Genomic DNA, 15,824 nt, shown 5'->3' with positions numbered 1-15,824 from the left:
TTTTTCTATATCCTCCGACACTCTATTTGCATACAATGGCTTGCTTTTGCTTATCTCGTGTAAAGCCTCTTCTCCTCCTGTTTCATACAGTTCTTTGAAGCGATAAATGTATCCCTTGAATATCCCATTACTTTACACGCCTGTGATACATTTCCTAATTGCTTTGCAAGTTCTAGCAATCCCAACTTTGGTTTTAGTATTTTTTCTTGTGTTGTATTCATATCTGACACTCCTTTAAAACTTGTCTATATTTTTATCTTACTTTGTTTGCTTGTCAGATCAAGTCTAGACTATTACAGTTGAAGCGTAGACTTCGTAAACAACATGTTGCCATCCACTTCCGCCCTAACAAGTATAGTGCGGCTTGGCTAAAATTAAACTAGCCATATCAGACCGCGGAGAGAACCATGGAAGCATGCTACTTAATCTATGTAAAATTATTAAAGATTACGGAGGAAATATGCTATTTTGATTTGTGTAAAAATTATTGTTGACTTATGTGCAATTAGAGAACCTTAGCTAGTGAGAGAAGAATTTGTTTTGGGATCTTGGTCTACCACTTGTTCTACGCGAATTTATATCAATTTATTACTTTATTTCTCTGTTTTTTTGAAATTCCCCTCATAAAATTAAATAGCTTACTGTAAAATTATAGTCTTAAGTCCTTGTTTGCAGGTTGTACAGAGACGCTGTTAAATGAAGATATAGGTGACCTATTAGTTAAGTTAACTGTGCTTTTATCTTCAAATTGCAATGCTTCACTTATATTTTCTAATTTTCTTTTTTTTAGGTAGTGTATGTTCATCAAATGTCTCTAGGTTTCTTTTATGTGATTGTGTTTTTAAGTCTGGAGCTAAGTGCATATCTTCAAGATAATAAATAATTTCTTCTGAGTTAGAATATACAATAACATAGTCCAAAAGACTCATATTTTTTTCATCTTGTCTATCTATACTAGCTCCTTTCTCTATAAGGTATTCAACAATATCTAACTGACCATGCATAACAGCAAAGTGCAAAGGACTCTCACCTTCTTTGCTACGTAGATTTATATTAGCTCTTTTCTCTACAAGATATTTCACAATATCCAATCTACCATATATAACAGCAAAGTGCAAAGGACGCATGTTATTTTTATCCTTTATATTTATACTAGCTCCTTCCTCTACAAGGTATTTAATAATATCTAAGTGACCATATATAGCAGCAAAGTGCAAAGGACACATACTATCTTTGTTTAATGATTTTATTATAGCCCCTTGCGCTACAAGGTATTTAGCAATATCTAAGTGACCATATACGGCGGCAAAGTGCAAAGGATTCATACCTTTTGTGTTATTTAGATTTACATCACCCCCTTTCCTTACAAGATGCTGAACAGTACCTAAGTGACCATGTATGATAGCATAATCTAAAGAAGTAAAATTCTTTTCATCAATAGCATTAATAACTTTACTTAATTTATCAGGATATATTTTCTCTAATATCAGCTTAATAACCTTTTCATTATCATCTTTGGCTAGCAAATGTAAGATAGTACCTCCATCATAAATAGAATCAATAAATTCATTAACTAATCTACTATATTTGCTTGCATGACTCCAAACAGACTTAACGTGATTTGGATTCGTAAGGCAAAATGATGTCATCATTTCTCTTAAAGTTTCTTCTTCTATTCCTGTTCGTTCTTTCTCTACTCTTACTGTTTTTTGTATCCCTTTATGAACTCTTGCTATTGACTCCTCTAGCTCAATCACTGAAAACTTATTGAGTAGATTAAGAGCATCCAAAACTTGTTGCTTACCTTTTTCTGATTTCTTCTGGAGGAAAATTTCTTCTATATCAATTTGATTGGGATCCAAGTAAGCCATATATGATACAATATCATGCGATTGCTGCCCAACATTTTTTTCTCTTCTTATTTTATTAAGGTTAAGCGTCAAAGTTATAAATAATTTTTTTGTGAGACCTAGCGCCTCGAGACAATCAGGATTCGGTTTTTTCATTTCTTCATTATAGAGTTTTAGATATTCACTAACATTAATCTTTTCTTGTTTAATATATGCTGTTGCTTGTGTCAAAGCTAATGGAAGATAGCCCAATGTTTGTGCTAACTCTACTAGATAGTAATCCTGTAACCTATCCTTTACTTCTAAGGTTCTTTCAATAAATGTTATAGCTTCTCCTAGAGAAAATCCATCATTCAACCGTGTCTTTTCTATTTCTTTTTCCCAATTCTTGCTACGAGAAGTAATTAAAACGTAAGGCTTTTCTCCATGAAAAAACAAATTAGGAAAATAGGATGGTAAAAATTTTTCGATCTCCTTATACTTACTGGTGTTATCAAAGATGAAAAGACTTTTTACGTCTCGAAAATACTGGCATACATCCTGGACAATAGATTCTATTTCTCTATCTCGAACAACATTAAAATCCATATCATTATCATTTTCTGTAGGAATTTCTAATTCTTTAGCTAAATTACGAAATGAATTGAAAAGAGTGTCATATGTTTTAGCATTTATCCATATAACTTTTGTCCAAATATTACTCTCCTTACTATATGCGTAGCTTCTAGCTAATTCACTTTTTCCCGTTCCATGTTTCCCATTAATTAAGACCACTCGTGACATTTCCACTTCTTGATTTTTACTGTCTAACTTCTTTTTTAATTCATCTAACATCACTTCTCTTTTTATAAAGAATTCTGGTAAATAGCCCAAATTAAAGGAAAATGTATTTTTATCTTCTTTTTCATGATGTATTCGCAAATCCTTAATTTCTTCACACAAGTCTTCTATATCTTTTTTTTTCGTCAGATCATTTCCATTAATCTCTTTTAATATACTATTGGCTAATTTTTTCTTTTTTTCCTCATCTAAAATATATTCATATTCTTCTTTTTTAGGTGAGTTAACAAGTACATATTTTTGTTCTACCTCCTTCCATTCTTCTAATTCCCATACAAAAGGAAGTCGATAGCCGTATTTTTCATGCTCATTCAATTGATAATACTTAGTAGCATTACCTTCTATTTTTTTTATTCCTACATTTTCATATAATGCTGAAGTTAGCAAAATTTCACCACTTTGCTTATCTTGTACTCGAAACCCAGGTTGAAATACTTCTGAATCTAAAGATTTCGCTGGTTTACATAAATATTGCTTAGCAAGTGTGTCACTTTTTGATTTACCTAAAACAACACCTTTAGTTATGCAAGAAACGGAAAGCTCTCCTTTCTCATTACTAGCTAAAATGTAATTTATTGCTCTAGATGCAGCATCTATTGCTAACTTCTCAACTCCCCTCTTCCAAGAAGAGGAATCGGCATCCACAATTCCAGTTAATTGCTTCTCAAATTTTTGAAAAATTTCCAAGCTAGCCTCTACTGAAGCCTTCCTTATTTCATCTTTGGAAAGCCCACTAATGATTGCAGAAATCCTTTTTGCTTTTTTCCTATGTTCTTTTGAATAAACAAAACCTATACATTCATTTATTTTATCAGGTATTAGTCGCATACCTGGTGAAACAGCACTCTTTATAGTTGAGTCAATCTGATCTACTATTCTGCCTGTTTTTCGTATTTTTGAACCCGGTTTTGCCTCTTTAGAAAATTGAGATAATTTTTCCTCTAATTCTCCAACAAAAGTCTCAACAAAAAAAGTTGCTTTTTTCACTATTTCATCACTTGTAATGCTTATACAGCTAAACATTTCTCATCATCAGTCAATGTACTACTGCTGCCTATAGATGAAGATCTTGTTACTCTAGGGCTCTCCTGACTTCGTCCACACTGAAGTTCTTCACTAGATAATATATTTTCATAATCAACTCTTGCTGATCCAGCATTCACATAATCCATTTGATTATCTGTTACTTGTTCCTTTGTATTTTCTTTACTTAACATAAAGCCCCCTATATTTTAATATTCATATTTTGATTGTTTTGTCGTAAACCTCTTTATCTGAAGATTGGTTTCAACATTTGATTCTTATGCAACTGTAACAAACCAATTTGCTGTAGAAACTTTACGGTAATCCTAAGTAACTTTAATTGCTGAGTAACAGTGTGCTTTTCTTTTGACTTCTGACTAAAATAGATATATTCTTAAAAAATCGAGAATTGCTTTCTGAGTGATATACATAATACAATGCATCTAACTCACACCCCATGTTTTCATTACGTTGGACTGCATTGTAGCTAAAAAGATCTAGCAAAGCAAGAATTTTTTTGCATACTTTAGCATCTTATTTTAGTTTTTATTTTAAAACTAAAGCAGCTCAGTTTCATGTACTTTTATTTCTTTATCGACTGTTATTTTTCTTCTTCAATGCATCTATGAGTAATGATAACGTGGACGGTAAAGCTTGTAAAGCAATTTTTTTATATAGCAAGATTCAGCTATTTAATAAAAAGATCGTGGCTAGACCAAAAAATATAAGAGCTGAGAGAATATCAGTTGTTGCTGATGTTAAGATTGAAGACGAAACAGCAGGATCGGATCTTAAACGATGAAGCATTATAGGAATGAAAGTTCCGATGAACGTTGCAATAATTGACATCATAATCATGGAGACCACAAAAATCATCTCCACTTTGACATTGTGAAACCTTATTGCTAACACTACTAATGAAATAGTAGATAAGATCACCCCGTTTATAAGACCTATTAAAAATTCTTTCATCAGTATTCTTTTTGCATTTTGCTCAGTTAGATATTTTGTTGCGATTGCCCGGATAGTTAGTGTTACTGTTTGGGATCCTGCATTTCCGCTCATCGATGCAATGATTGGCATAATTATTGGCAGTACTATAAAACTTTGTATTACGTTATCGAAAAAGCCAACTACTATAGAACATATTGTTGCAGCTAAGAGGTTAAACAGTAACCAAGGTAGTCTTTTAATTATAGTTTTATGTATAGGGGCATTTATATCAGATTTAGAAGATACACCGCTTATTTTAAGCACATCCTCTTCTGCTTCTTGTTGAACAATTTTGATTACATCCTCAATAAGGATTACACCTATAATTTTACCATTCTTATTTACTACTGGAGCTGATAATAGAGAGTAATCTTTAAATATTCTTGCTACTTCTTCTTGGTCCATTCCAGTTTTAATTATTTTTATATCTTGACTCATTATCTCTTTTATTATTGTTTCTCCTGAGTGAGATATTACCTTATTTAAGTTGAAAATGCCTATGGGTTCTAATTTTGAGTTAATGATGAAAATTTGATAAAATGTTTCTGGTATTTTTTTATAGTTGCGCAAGAATTCCATTAGCTGATTTATCGTCCAATAATATGGAGCTATAACCATATTTTTATGTATCAACCTTCCTGCACTTTCTTCTGGGTATGATAACAATTCCTCTACTAATTTTTGAGTTGCATTGGGTAAGTAGTTAAGTATATTTTCTATAGACTTTCTATCTAAATCTTTCACTATAGCTACTATGTCTTCTATATCAAGAAGCATTAGTAACTTTGCTGTATTTTCTATTCCCAATATTTCTATGATCTCTACTTGTAAATCTGGTACTACATGTACTAAGGCATCACTTAACAAATGTTGATCGAGGATATTAACTAATTTCTCCCTGTGATCACTGATCGAAGTAGATAAAAAATAAGCTAACTGAACGCTATCTATCGTTTTTACAATATTACGAACATTCTCTAATTCTTGATTATCGAGAGACTCTATTAAATCATCAATAGCCTTTTTGTCTAAACCATAATGAGAACTTGTTTTAATATTCATTACTTTACCTTATTTTTTTAATAAATATACACACTTGATTTTATTGAACATTCAAGTATAATAAAATTATTTTGAATTAACTATTATATGGTTAAATTTCTATTTTGTTTGCTGTTATTGTTAGTGATAATAAATATATTAAAGTCTAAAGTATAATGAAAACCCATCCAGAAATCCTTGAATACTTTCAAGGCTTAAATAAAAGTATTTCTCTTATCAGGAGGTGTCTTTGACATAGAAAAATTGAAGTTGCGTCTTGAAGAGCTGGATTCTCAAGCGTCGAATGATAATCTGTGGCAAGACAATCAAAAAGCACAAGAGATTTTAAAAGAACGCTCTAAAATTAAGCATGAAATAGAATCGTTTTCAAAGCTAGAAAGCGATTACAACGATTCTATCAGCTTGATGAAATCTGCTATTGATGAGAGTGATGAAGAATTTTTTTCTGAAGTTAAAGGTGAGTTAGTAAAGCTAGAGAAATTAATCAAACTTAAAGAGACAGAATCCTTATTTACTGGTGAAGCAGATAACAATAACTGCTTTTTAGAAATCCACTCAGGAGCTGGTGGAACAGAGAGCAATGATTGGACTGAGATGCTCATGCGCATGTATACAAGATGGGCAGAAATTTATCACAATTTTAAAGTTGAAGTTGTAGAAAAATTAGATGGTGATGCAGTTGGTATAAAATCTACAACAATAAAGATCATCGGAGAAAAAGCTTACGGGTGGGCAAAAAGCGAAAGTGGAGTTCATAGATTGGTTAGAATATCACCATTTGATGCAAATGGTAAACGTCATACCAGTTTTGCAAGTGTAGGAGTAACTCCAGTGATTGAAGATTCAATAGATATTGTTGTGGATGAAAAGGATTTAAAGATCGACACTTACCGTGCTTCTGGAGCAGGTGGTCAGCATGTAAATAAGACTGAAAGCGCGGTACGTATTACGCATATTCCAACAGGCGTTGTAGCTCAATGCCAAAATGGTCGTTCTCAACATAAAAATAAAGATGAAGCACTTAAACTACTTAAAGGACGTTTATATCAAATTGAATTGGAAAAAAAAGAACAGAAAATGGCCGAAGAATATGGCAAGAAATGCGATATAGGTTGGGGCAGTCAGATCAGATCGTATGTTATGCATCCGTATCAAATGGTAAAGGATTTAAGGACTGGACATGAAGTTGGCAATATAAATTCCGTTTTTGATGGCAATATAGATTGTTTCATAGTTAGTGTATTGGAGTTAAAATGAGATTTATTAAAAAGCTAAGTTTTATGCTCTGCTAATAAGGGGAAAAGAAAACCAAAACCTATTGAGAAAAATGGAACAATTTTGTGAATATATCTATTATCCAAGTAGCTGATGAAAATGGCAACTCATTTCTTATGGGCACAAAAATGTAATATGAAGAGAAATCTTCGTACATTAAGTTGTAGCCGCGCAACGTCTGCCATTGATGATTATTTCACCTACTGTAACTGCTGCTAAAATAAAGCAGTAATACACTTGTGTTAACAAAGAAATAGGTGAGACAGAAGCAATGCTACCTGCTAGCAGCAGCTGGGAACCATAAGGCAAAATGCCTTTTGTAACGCAAGCAAAAATGTCTAACAAGTATGCACTACGGTATGACGGAATATTATGCTTTTGCGCGAGCCTTTTTGCAATATCGCCACTTAATAAAATAGCAATGGTATTATTAGCAACTAAAACAGTAAACATAGATGCTATGCCCGCTATTACAAATTCAGCTTTAGTTTTTGTGATATTGCTTTCATCGATAAGTTTGTGTAATGCCTTTTGACCCTGCTTGTACATTATATGACTCAATCCGCCAATAAATAGAGCAAATATCACTATCTCGTTTACTTTTTTGAAACCGTCATATATGTCATGAGAGAGTTGAATGATAGTATAGTCAAAAAAAGTCATCCCTAATACACTAGCAACAATTATATTTATAGTTATTGTTACTAAAGTAGTAACTTCAAATAACCCCATGATTATTAAAGAAATATAAGGAATAATCTTTATTACTGATAAATAATCTAAATTTGATGTAGGAATAATTTTTGTACTATCTGCCATAATTGCCAGATAGACAAGCGTTATAATGCTGGCAACAAATGCTACTTTAGAATTCACTTTAAGTTTATCCTTTATCGTGGCCCCCTGTGAAGAAACAGATGCAATAGTAGTGTCAGATATCATTGAAAGATTATCACCAAATACGGCACCTCCAACTACAGTTGCAGTTCCTATTTCAAGACCAAAAGCCCCACTTTTTGCTAAGTTAACAGCTATTGGTACCATTAATACAACAACTCCCATAGACGTACCAATTGCAGTTGATATAAAAGCGGAAGCCAAAAATACTCCAGGCAGTAGTAATCTTGCTGGAAGGAAATTGAGAATTAAATCAGCAACAGTATCTGCACTACCAATTGATTGAGTCACCACAGAAAATGCTCCAGAAAATAGAAAAGTTAAACACATAGTAAGGGTGTTTTTATCGCCCATACCCTCGATGACAGTATCGATGTTACGTTGAATTTTACCTGCACTGCATGCAACAGCAAAAAATAGCGCCGGTAGTAGGCAAATTACCGGTGAAACTTGGCTAAGCGGATTATCAATTCCAATAAAGGAAAAATAGACACCACTTCCAAGGTATAAGATTAAAAAAATAACCAAAGGAAAAAAAGCTGTCATTTTACTGCCTTAAAACCTATGATTATAATCAATTAAGTGGTTTCAGGCAAGCTTGGTTTTCTGTAAGTTAATAACAGTCCTTTTAGACTCTCAAGTTACGCTATGGAAAATGCGTTGACTATTCTACCATAATATATAGCATCAAAAAATACTCTATAGTATGAGGTAAAGCTATGGTAATGACATATGAACAGTGTAACATAATATTAGGTGTAATTGATCAAGAGGTAAATTTAAGTAAAGACAATGTAATTGAAAGAATAAAAGAGCTATTAAAGGAAGTAAAGATACTAGGGCAAGCAGAAACATCAAGAATGTTAGAAGAGATATCGCATGGATTAGAAGTATCAGGCGAGAGTACAAGAGACACAAGAGCCATTAAAAAAGAGACTAAAGGTGGTAAATGTACCGCAGACAAAAGAAGAAGTAAAAAAGATACTAAAGGAGTCAAGTGTATCAAATGCGCAACAGATGGTAAAAAGAATGCTAAAAAGGTTAGGTGTACAAGAGACATCAGAAGAATCAAAAGCAGTGGCGCTAGAGGATGTGCTAAATGCACGAAAGATCTCAAAAAAGGTACCAGTGATGCTAGATACACAAAAGATACTAGAAATACTAAATAGACTAAAGAAAGAAAGTGGAAATGTGTATAAAGAGTGGAAAGAAAATGAGTTTAATGTAAATTATTGGTTTGAAATAGATCGTTTGCATGAACGCTTTTCATACACGTTATTATATTTAGCTATTGATTTTGAGCTGAACAATTTAATCAATGCTATGCTTAAAGTAAAAGGAGTCGATATTAATGCAACAAGTCCGTTGTTCAAATGGACTGCTTTACATTGGGCTGTTGAAGATAGGAACATAGAAGTAGCACGCAAGCTAATAGAAAAAGGGGCAGATGTTAATCTGTTGGATTCATCTCAACGGACTACTTTATATCAGCCAGCTGTAAATGGCGATATAGAAATAATAAAAATCTTAGTAACGAAGAAGGTAAATCCTAATGTGGAAGATCTGATGAACTTGACTGCTTTATATGAAGCTGCCAGGAATGGCCATAAAGAAGTAGTAAGGTTCTTAATGAATAATGGAGCAGATGTTAAGAAGAATGGGGCGCTTAAACTTACTCCTTTACATATTGCTGTTGCAAATGTTGATAGAGCAATGGTGGATTGTATAATAAAAAACGACAAGAATATCGACAAAAATATTGAGATAGTAGATGTATTTGGATGGACTCCTCTATATTGGGCTGTTACAAAGAACGATATTTCAATATTAGAAGACCTATTAAAGTGCATATCAGAATATGGAGCAGATGTTAATCTAGAGGATAATTTAATTGGACGATCTCCCTTACATATTGCTGCTACGAATGGTAATGTGGGAGCAGTAGAGCTCTTAATAAATATGGAGCAAATGTTAACCATAAGGATGCATGGGGATGGACTCCTTTTAATTGTGCTGCTACAAAAGGCAATAGAAAAGTAATGTATTATCTAATAGCCCATGGAGCAAGTATTGAGACGAATGATCCACAGAAAATATTACTTTCTATTTGTCCATATAATTATCTAGAAGCAGTAACTACTATGATACAACTTGGAATATGGAAGGATGTGATGAAATTGATGGGAGCTGAGTTTTTACGTTGTGCTGCCAGACATGGTGATACACTAATGGTACATGCTCTATTAGAAGCTGGAGTAAATGCTAATGCAGATGATGATTTAGGATCAACTGCTTTACATAAAGCTGCCAAGTATAACCATCCGGAAGTAGTAAGGATCTTAATTTTATATGGAGTAGATGTTAATGCACAGGATAGCTCTGGACAATCTCCTTTAGCTTATGCTGTCGAACGTAGACACTGGATAGTAGTAATGACCTTACTATGTTATCGCGCAAATACTTCATTGCCTGATCACTGTGGTGAAACTGTAAGAGATTTAGCTGAACGTCAAGGTATAAGTAATCTTCTAGTGGAAGCAGAACAAAGAGCAATAGCTACACTTACACAGCTTGACTTAGAATCAAGTATACTCAGAAACAAAAAATTAATGACAGTGCAACACATAGAATCACATATGTTGAGAGAAATAGAATCACATAATCTATCTATCAGCTTTGAACGTATGATAAGAGATCAAGCTAATCAAATTGAACAATTACAGTATAACGCTAAACTTAATGGAAAAGAAGTAGCACTTATAACTGACCGCATTAAATGTGTGCAGTTAGGGACTAACACTAAAGCGTGTCCAGATGAAATGGATGGAGTAAAAGAACAAATATTACATAGTCCTTACAGGTGGTCATGTCGCACTAAAAATGTTAATGTAGGAAGAGTAACATCTTTAGCTAACGGCATTGAGTGTATGAAGTCAGGGCCTAACACTGAAGCGTGTCCAGGCCCTAGTACTAAAGAGCCTAATACTCACCTCTCTATGATCGAGAAACTATCATTGTTACCACTTTACTCAGCTGTAGGAAAATATGAAGCTGTTATAAAGAGTTAAATAATCCTCTAAATTCCAGCACGCAGCACTCGATGCAAGCAGCTGAAACTGAGGAGTACATTAGGTATGTTAGATTTTAGTTTATACACAATAAAATTTTTATAAGTAAGATGTCAGAAGGTATCAAAACCATATTAGTAGAAGACAATAACGTTAGGCTCGATAGGTACATTAGAAGAATTTTTCCCAATTTGAAACAATCTGCAATTGAGAAGTCTTTAAGGAAAGGATTAATCAAGGTTGATAATTGCACGGCAAAATCCAGCGATAGAGTGAATTCTGGGCAAACTATAACGATAAGATACTTAGATTATATTGAAAACACTAATTCTGATCGTAAATATAATGAAAAATTAGTAAATTTACTGAGAGACAACATACTATATGAAGACGAGTATATATTAGCTATAAACAAGTCAGCAGGAATAATCGTTCAAGGCGGTATAAAGGTAAAAATTAGCATTAGTGACTTGCTTGACCAAATAAGAGAAGGGGAAGTATTTAAAATTGTCCATAGACTTGATAGAGATACAAGCGGAGTAATAATATTCGCGCGCAATGCCAGTGTTGCAAGATACCTTATGGAAGAATTTAAAGGACGGAGGATAAAAAAAACTTACCTAGCATTAACTTCTGGTATACCGAGCAAAGATAATGGAATAATAGACTACCCGTTGGTGAAAAAATATATTTCAGGGCAAGAAAAAGTAGTTATTGATGAAGACTCACCTCAAAATGCCACTACGCATTTTTCAATTATATCAAGATTAAAACATAATGTTGCTTATTTAAAATTACAACCAATTACCGGCAGGACACATCAGTTACGTGCGCATTTAGCTCATATAAATTGCCCTATTCTTGGTGATGGTAAATATGGTGGTAAAAAAGCTTTTATCGATGGGGTAGTAAATCAGATCCACCTTCATTCGCATTCTTTATCTTTAAAATTGCCAAATAATAAAGAAATCACTATTACTGCTCCTATCCCTAGGCACATCGAAAAATCTATTGAAGTGCTATCTTTCAACTGAAACGATTTCACCAATCAACTTTTCTATCTTTGGCTTTAATTTGAAGTACAGATATTAGGCTAATTAATGCACAGATAGTAAGATAAATGCCTGCTGCAAGTTTTGTTTCAGTTTTTTCTATAAGCCACATGCATATCGATGGAGAAAGGCCGCCAAAAATACCTGCAGATATGTTATGTGCGAGGCTAAAGCCAGTGCATCTAACTTTTGTTGGAAATAACTCGCAGGCGAGAGAATTATATATTCCAAAAGATGCGCCTATCGGCACACTTATTAATAGAAAAGTGAGCGTTACAATATAGTGGTTATCATATGATAATAGTGAAAGTGCCGGCAAACTGACACAAGCTAAAGCTAATAACGTAGGAATGATCACGTTTTTTCTTCCAACTTTATCAGATAGTATTGCAAACAGCACTGCAGACGTCCCAAATGTAATTTCAACCATAATCCTTACTACATTTTTAATATCAATATCTGAAAGAATAAGCTCTTTTACAGATATGTTGTAAAACATGATTACTGAATAAACAATTGCGTTTTGAGCAATACCAAGTCCAATTGCTATCACAAATGCTCTTTTATAATTCTTGATTAATTCTAAAAAGGGAGAATTAGATAAGCTTTTATTTTGGTCATGAGTTTTATATGCTAGACTCTCTTCCATTATGTACCTTATTAAAAAGCCTATTACACCCATAACAGAGCAGAAATAGAAGAGCAACCTCCAGCCCCAAATTTCATAATTTTCACCTGTAAACTCTTTGCAAACAGCTATCATTACAAAGCATGTAATAGAACCAAGAGCACCACTAAAAGCTTTCATGCTACCTAAAAAGCCTAGATTTTTTTTATCGCTTGAATGCTCTATTAAAAAAGCTGAATTGATACTTGTTTCTCCACCTACTGCCATTCCTTGTGTTATTCTACAAAGCAGAAGCAGCATAGGAGAAAATATTCCTATTTCTTTAAAGCTTGGTATAATCGCAATTGCAGTAGATGATATCGAAGCTAATATTACGGAAGTCAGCAAAATTTTCCTTCTGCCGTATTTATCTCCAATGTAACCAAAAATAAATGCACCAAGTGGTCTAAATCCAAATCCAATTGCAAAACTGCCAAGAAATTTGATTGTGCTTAAATAATCACTTTCTGAAGGAAAAAAAACGTTGCTTATTATATGCTTTAAAACTCCAAACAGAGTTACTTCATACCATATAATCATATTGCAGATTATGCTTGATAGTATTGCTTTTTGAATATTGTTCATAACTTCCAGTTTACCACACTCCGGTATAAAAATTTTTATTCAACAACCTTTAAAGACAACTCACGTAAATGCTTATCCTCTACTTTAGAAGGAGCACCCATTAGAACATCTTCACCTTGCTGATTCATAGGAAAACAGATTACTTCACGAATGTTCGGCTCATCAGCAAGCAGCATAACCATTCTATCAACCCCTGGTGCTATTCCACCATGAGGTGGCACTCCAAACCTAAATGCACGCACGAGCGCACCGAATTTTGTATCAACTTCCTCTTTACTGTAGCCTGCAATGGCAAAAGCTCTGTACATAATATCTAGTTTGTTATTACGAATTGCTCCACTTGACAGCTCTATTCCATTGCAAACAAGATCATATTGGTAAGCAAGGATATCCAGTGGATTCTTTTCTTCTAAATCTTTCAAGCCACCATGTGGCATAGAAAATGGATTATGAAAGAAATCAATTTTTTTACTTTTATCGTCATACGCAAAGTAAGGAAAATCAATCACCCAACAGAATTTGAAGATATTGTCATCTATAAGACCTAGTTCTGATCCCAAAAGAATACGCACTTTCCCTGCAATTATTGCTGCTTCATTTTCCTTATCAGAAGCAAAAAATACACTATCTCCAGGTTCTATATTTGTTATTTCTTTTATGGAATTTAACCTATTGTCATCAAGGAATTTAGCAACTGGTCCTTTTGCAATTCCATCTTTATCGAACGTTATATATCCAAGACCTTTAGCACCGAATTCTTTTTGTGCATGTTCTATTTTTTTATCAAAAAAGCTACGAGGTTCTTCTGCTGTTTTAGGAGCAGGAATGGCTCTCACTACCATACCTCGCTCAATATTGCTTTTGAAAATATTGAACTCTGAATTACGGAAAATTTCTGTTACATCGCTGATCAATAGTGGATTGCGCAGATCTGGTTTATCAGAACCGTATTTGAGCATTGCGTCTTTGTATGTAATACGTGGAAAATCTTTATCAACTGATTTGCGAGAAAATTTGGCAAACACTTTATATAAGGTAGATTCAATAACCTGAAATATATCTTCTTGAATTACAAAAGACATTTCAAGATCTAGCTGATAAAACTCCCCAGGAGAACGGTCAGCCCTTGCGTCCTCATCACGAAAACAAGGTGCAATTTGAAAATATTTATCAAACCCTGAAACCATGAGCAGCTGTTTAAAAATCTGCGGAGCTTGTGGTAATGCATAGAATTTACCAGGATTCAGTCTGCTTGGCACCAAATAATCACGCGCCCCTTCAGGAGATGAAGCAGTAAGTATTGGAGTTTGAATTTCCAAAAATCCTTGCTCTATCATGAGCCTTCTCAGCTCTGCAATGATTTTTGAGCGTAGAATAATGTTGTTACGGGTTTTTTCACGTCTTAAGTCAAGAAACCGATATTTAAATCTCATATTTTCTGGGTATTCTTGCTCACCGGCAATACTTGATAATATACTTCTTTCTTCTTTTGCTATTTCTTCATTACAGTGGAACTCAACTTCCGATTCAACTTGTAAATTACTAACTATAACTTCAATTTCTCCTGTGGAAATAGAGCTATTTACCGTATCTTCAGTTCTAGCTTTGACTATTCCTGTGACAGTAATCACACTTTCCGATTTTAAATTTGAAATTTCATCAAAAAAGTCTTTGTCATTATTGAATACCAGTTGAGTAATTCCATAAAAATCTCTTAAATCAACAAAGATTAGGTTACCATGGTCACGTTTACGGTACAGCCACCCAGAGAGAGTAACTTCCTTTTCTACATCATTCTTCCTTAATTCATTACACGCGTGAGTTTTATAGCAGTTCATTTAATTGAAATTTCTAGAATACAGAAAGATTATAAAATAAATTAACCTTTGGGCAAGATAATATCTAAAGATCCTTTACAAACAATTCTGATTTGGATATAATTTCTTTGATTGTGTGTGTTGAAGTATACTTATGACTCCTGAAGAAAAACAAAAATTCTAGCTGAAAATAAGAAGAAAGATTCTGTATTAAAGGAACTTTCTAGCGCTGTTACCAAGAACGACTTAGAAAAAGTAAAATCAATTTTCGAGGGAAATAGTCCTATTATTAAAGATGTTGTTGCTGAGGTTAATTCTGCAAACAGTATAAATTTATTAGGTTATGCTGTTGATAGTGAAATGGCTAAATATCTAATAGAAAAGGGTATAAGTTTTAGCGCTGCAGTCACAAAGGCAGTTCAAAGCAGAGATTTAGAGTCAGTAAAATCAATCTGTCAGATGAATAGCTTAATAGCTAAAGATGAGTTACAGCAAAATTCTAAGCCTCTAGAATCTGCAACTTATGATCACAAATTTAATGATAAAATTGCAAGGTATTTGATTGAACAGGGTGCAAATCCTAATGCAACCGATAAGTGTGGTCGTTGCTTACTTCATCTGCAAATTGCACAAGGCAATTGAAAAGGAGCTAAGGCTTTAATAGAAAACGGTGCAGATGTAAACATAGTAAATCA

11 protein-coding genes and 2 pseudogenes are annotated in these 15,824 nt (G+C 33.5%); 6 read left to right on the top strand and 7 right to left on the bottom strand.

What is annotated here, in order from left to right; genetic code table 11:
* The 4 genes and pseudogenes from OUY_RS00670 to mgtE all read right to left on the bottom strand — a co-directional run.
* Positions 1–221, bottom strand: a pseudogene (locus OUY_RS00670) (helix-turn-helix domain-containing protein); the annotation flags it as partial.
* A 537-nt stretch (positions 222–758) separates the two neighbouring features.
* Positions 759–3,713, bottom strand: coding sequence for an ankyrin repeat domain-containing protein (locus OUY_RS05955; protein WP_246038537.1), 2,955 nt, complete (start codon positions 3,711–3,713; stop codon positions 759–761).
* The gene (locus tag OUY_RS06190) at positions 3,698–3,907 is read right to left on the bottom strand and encodes a hypothetical protein (protein ID WP_139686424.1); all 210 of its coding nucleotides are present in this window, start codon (positions 3,905–3,907) and stop codon (positions 3,698–3,700) included. Before OUY_RS06190 ends, OUY_RS05955 begins: the two co-directional genes overlap by 16 nt.
* 490 nt (positions 3,908–4,397) lie before the next feature.
* Positions 4,398–5,768: a magnesium transporter gene (gene mgtE, locus OUY_RS00655; RefSeq protein ID WP_010405243.1), complete on the bottom strand. Its 1,371-nt coding sequence runs from the start codon at positions 5,766–5,768 to the stop codon at positions 4,398–4,400.
* 155 nt (positions 5,769–5,923) lie between these two features.
* Here mgtE and prfB point away from each other — a divergent pair.
* Positions 5,924–7,025, top strand: a protein-coding gene (prfB, locus tag OUY_RS00650; protein WP_246038535.1) for a peptide chain release factor 2 whose coding sequence is annotated in 2 segments (ribosomal slippage) — positions 5,924–5,989 and positions 5,991–7,025 — 1,101 coding nt in all. Because the reading frame shifts where the segments join, the coding sequence is not laid out codon by codon here.
* A gap of 174 nt (positions 7,026–7,199) precedes the next feature.
* Here prfB and OUY_RS00645 read toward each other — a convergent pair.
* Positions 7,200–8,486 carry a Na+/H+ antiporter NhaC family protein gene (locus tag OUY_RS00645; RefSeq protein WP_139686422.1) on the bottom strand — a complete coding sequence of 429 codons (1,287 nt, stop codon included), beginning with the start codon at positions 8,484–8,486 and terminating at the stop codon, positions 7,200–7,202.
* Positions 8,487–8,659: 173 nt separating this feature from the next.
* Here OUY_RS00645 and OUY_RS06185 point away from each other — a divergent pair, with 173 nt between their 5' ends.
* From OUY_RS06185 to OUY_RS00635, 4 genes and pseudogenes are all read left to right on the top strand, one after another.
* The gene (locus OUY_RS06185; protein ID WP_246038533.1) at positions 8,660–9,109 is read left to right on the top strand and encodes a hypothetical protein; all 450 of its coding nucleotides are present in this window, start codon (positions 8,660–8,662) and stop codon (positions 9,107–9,109) included.
* Positions 9,072–9,869 (top strand): annotated as a pseudogene (locus OUY_RS06180) (ankyrin repeat domain-containing protein); the annotation flags it as partial. The gene OUY_RS06185 and the pseudogene OUY_RS06180, both read left to right, overlap by 38 nt.
* A 110-nt stretch (positions 9,870–9,979) precedes the next feature.
* Positions 9,980–11,008: an ankyrin repeat domain-containing protein gene (locus tag OUY_RS06175; RefSeq protein WP_246038530.1), complete on the top strand. Its 1,029-nt coding sequence runs from the start codon at positions 9,980–9,982 to the stop codon at positions 11,006–11,008.
* Positions 11,009–11,118: 110 nt separating this feature from the next.
* On the top strand, positions 11,119–12,042 hold the full coding sequence (locus OUY_RS00635) for an RluA family pseudouridine synthase (protein ID WP_139686421.1): 924 nt from the start codon (positions 11,119–11,121) through the stop codon (positions 12,040–12,042).
* Positions 12,043–12,049: 7 nt separating this feature from the next.
* Here OUY_RS00635 and OUY_RS00630 read toward each other — a convergent pair whose 3' ends face one another.
* Positions 12,050–13,312, bottom strand: coding sequence for an MFS transporter (locus tag OUY_RS00630; RefSeq protein WP_139686420.1), 1,263 nt, complete (start codon positions 13,310–13,312; stop codon positions 12,050–12,052).
* Between the two features lie 35 nt (positions 13,313–13,347).
* The gene (gene aspS / locus OUY_RS00625; protein WP_139686419.1) at positions 13,348–15,150 is read right to left on the bottom strand and encodes an aspartate--tRNA ligase; all 1,803 of its coding nucleotides are present in this window, start codon (positions 15,148–15,150) and stop codon (positions 13,348–13,350) included.
* 339 nt (positions 15,151–15,489) lie between these two features.
* Here aspS and OUY_RS06170 point away from each other — a divergent pair, with 339 nt between their 5' ends.
* Positions 15,490–15,771 carry an ankyrin repeat domain-containing protein gene (locus OUY_RS06170; protein WP_246038529.1) on the top strand — a complete coding sequence of 94 codons (282 nt, stop codon included), beginning with the start codon at positions 15,490–15,492 and terminating at the stop codon, positions 15,769–15,771.
* Positions 15,772–15,824 lie beyond the last annotated feature (53 nt).

Origin of the sequence: Wolbachia endosymbiont of Leptopilina clavipes, from assembly GCF_006334525.1 — a bacterium.
GTDB lineage: Bacteria > Pseudomonadota > Alphaproteobacteria > Rickettsiales > Anaplasmataceae > Wolbachia.
Note: the sequence above shows the minus strand (reverse complement) of the source record. Positions and strands in the feature narration are given on the sequence as shown.

What these genes read in the sequence shown, in the direction of transcription:
- mgtE (WP_010405243.1), bottom strand. Translation starts at nt 5,768, where the DNA reads ATGAATATTAAAACAAGTTCTCATTATGGTTTAGACAAAAAGGCTATT.
- OUY_RS06175 (WP_246038530.1), top strand. Translation starts at nt 9,980, where the DNA reads ATGTATTATCTAATAGCCCATGGAGCAAGTATTGAGACGAATGATCCA.
- OUY_RS00645 (WP_139686422.1), bottom strand. Translation starts at nt 8,486, where the DNA reads ATGACAGCTTTTTTTCCTTTGGTTATTTTTTTAATCTTATACCTTGGA.
- OUY_RS06190 (WP_139686424.1), bottom strand. Translation starts at nt 3,907, where the DNA reads ATGTTAAGTAAAGAAAATACAAAGGAACAAGTAACAGATAATCAAATG.
- aspS (WP_139686419.1), bottom strand. Translation starts at nt 15,150, where the DNA reads ATGAACTGCTATAAAACTCACGCGTGTAATGAATTAAGGAAGAATGAT.
- OUY_RS00635 (WP_139686421.1), top strand. Translation starts at nt 11,119, where the DNA reads ATGTCAGAAGGTATCAAAACCATATTAGTAGAAGACAATAACGTTAGG.
- OUY_RS00630 (WP_139686420.1), bottom strand. Translation starts at nt 13,312, where the DNA reads ATGAACAATATTCAAAAAGCAATACTATCAAGCATAATCTGCAATATG.
- OUY_RS05955 (WP_246038537.1), bottom strand. Translation starts at nt 3,713, where the DNA reads ATGTTTAGCTGTATAAGCATTACAAGTGATGAAATAGTGAAAAAAGCA.
- OUY_RS06170 (WP_246038529.1), top strand. Translation starts at nt 15,490, where the DNA reads ATGGCTAAATATCTAATAGAAAAGGGTATAAGTTTTAGCGCTGCAGTC.
- OUY_RS06185 (WP_246038533.1), top strand. Translation starts at nt 8,660, where the DNA reads ATGGTAATGACATATGAACAGTGTAACATAATATTAGGTGTAATTGAT.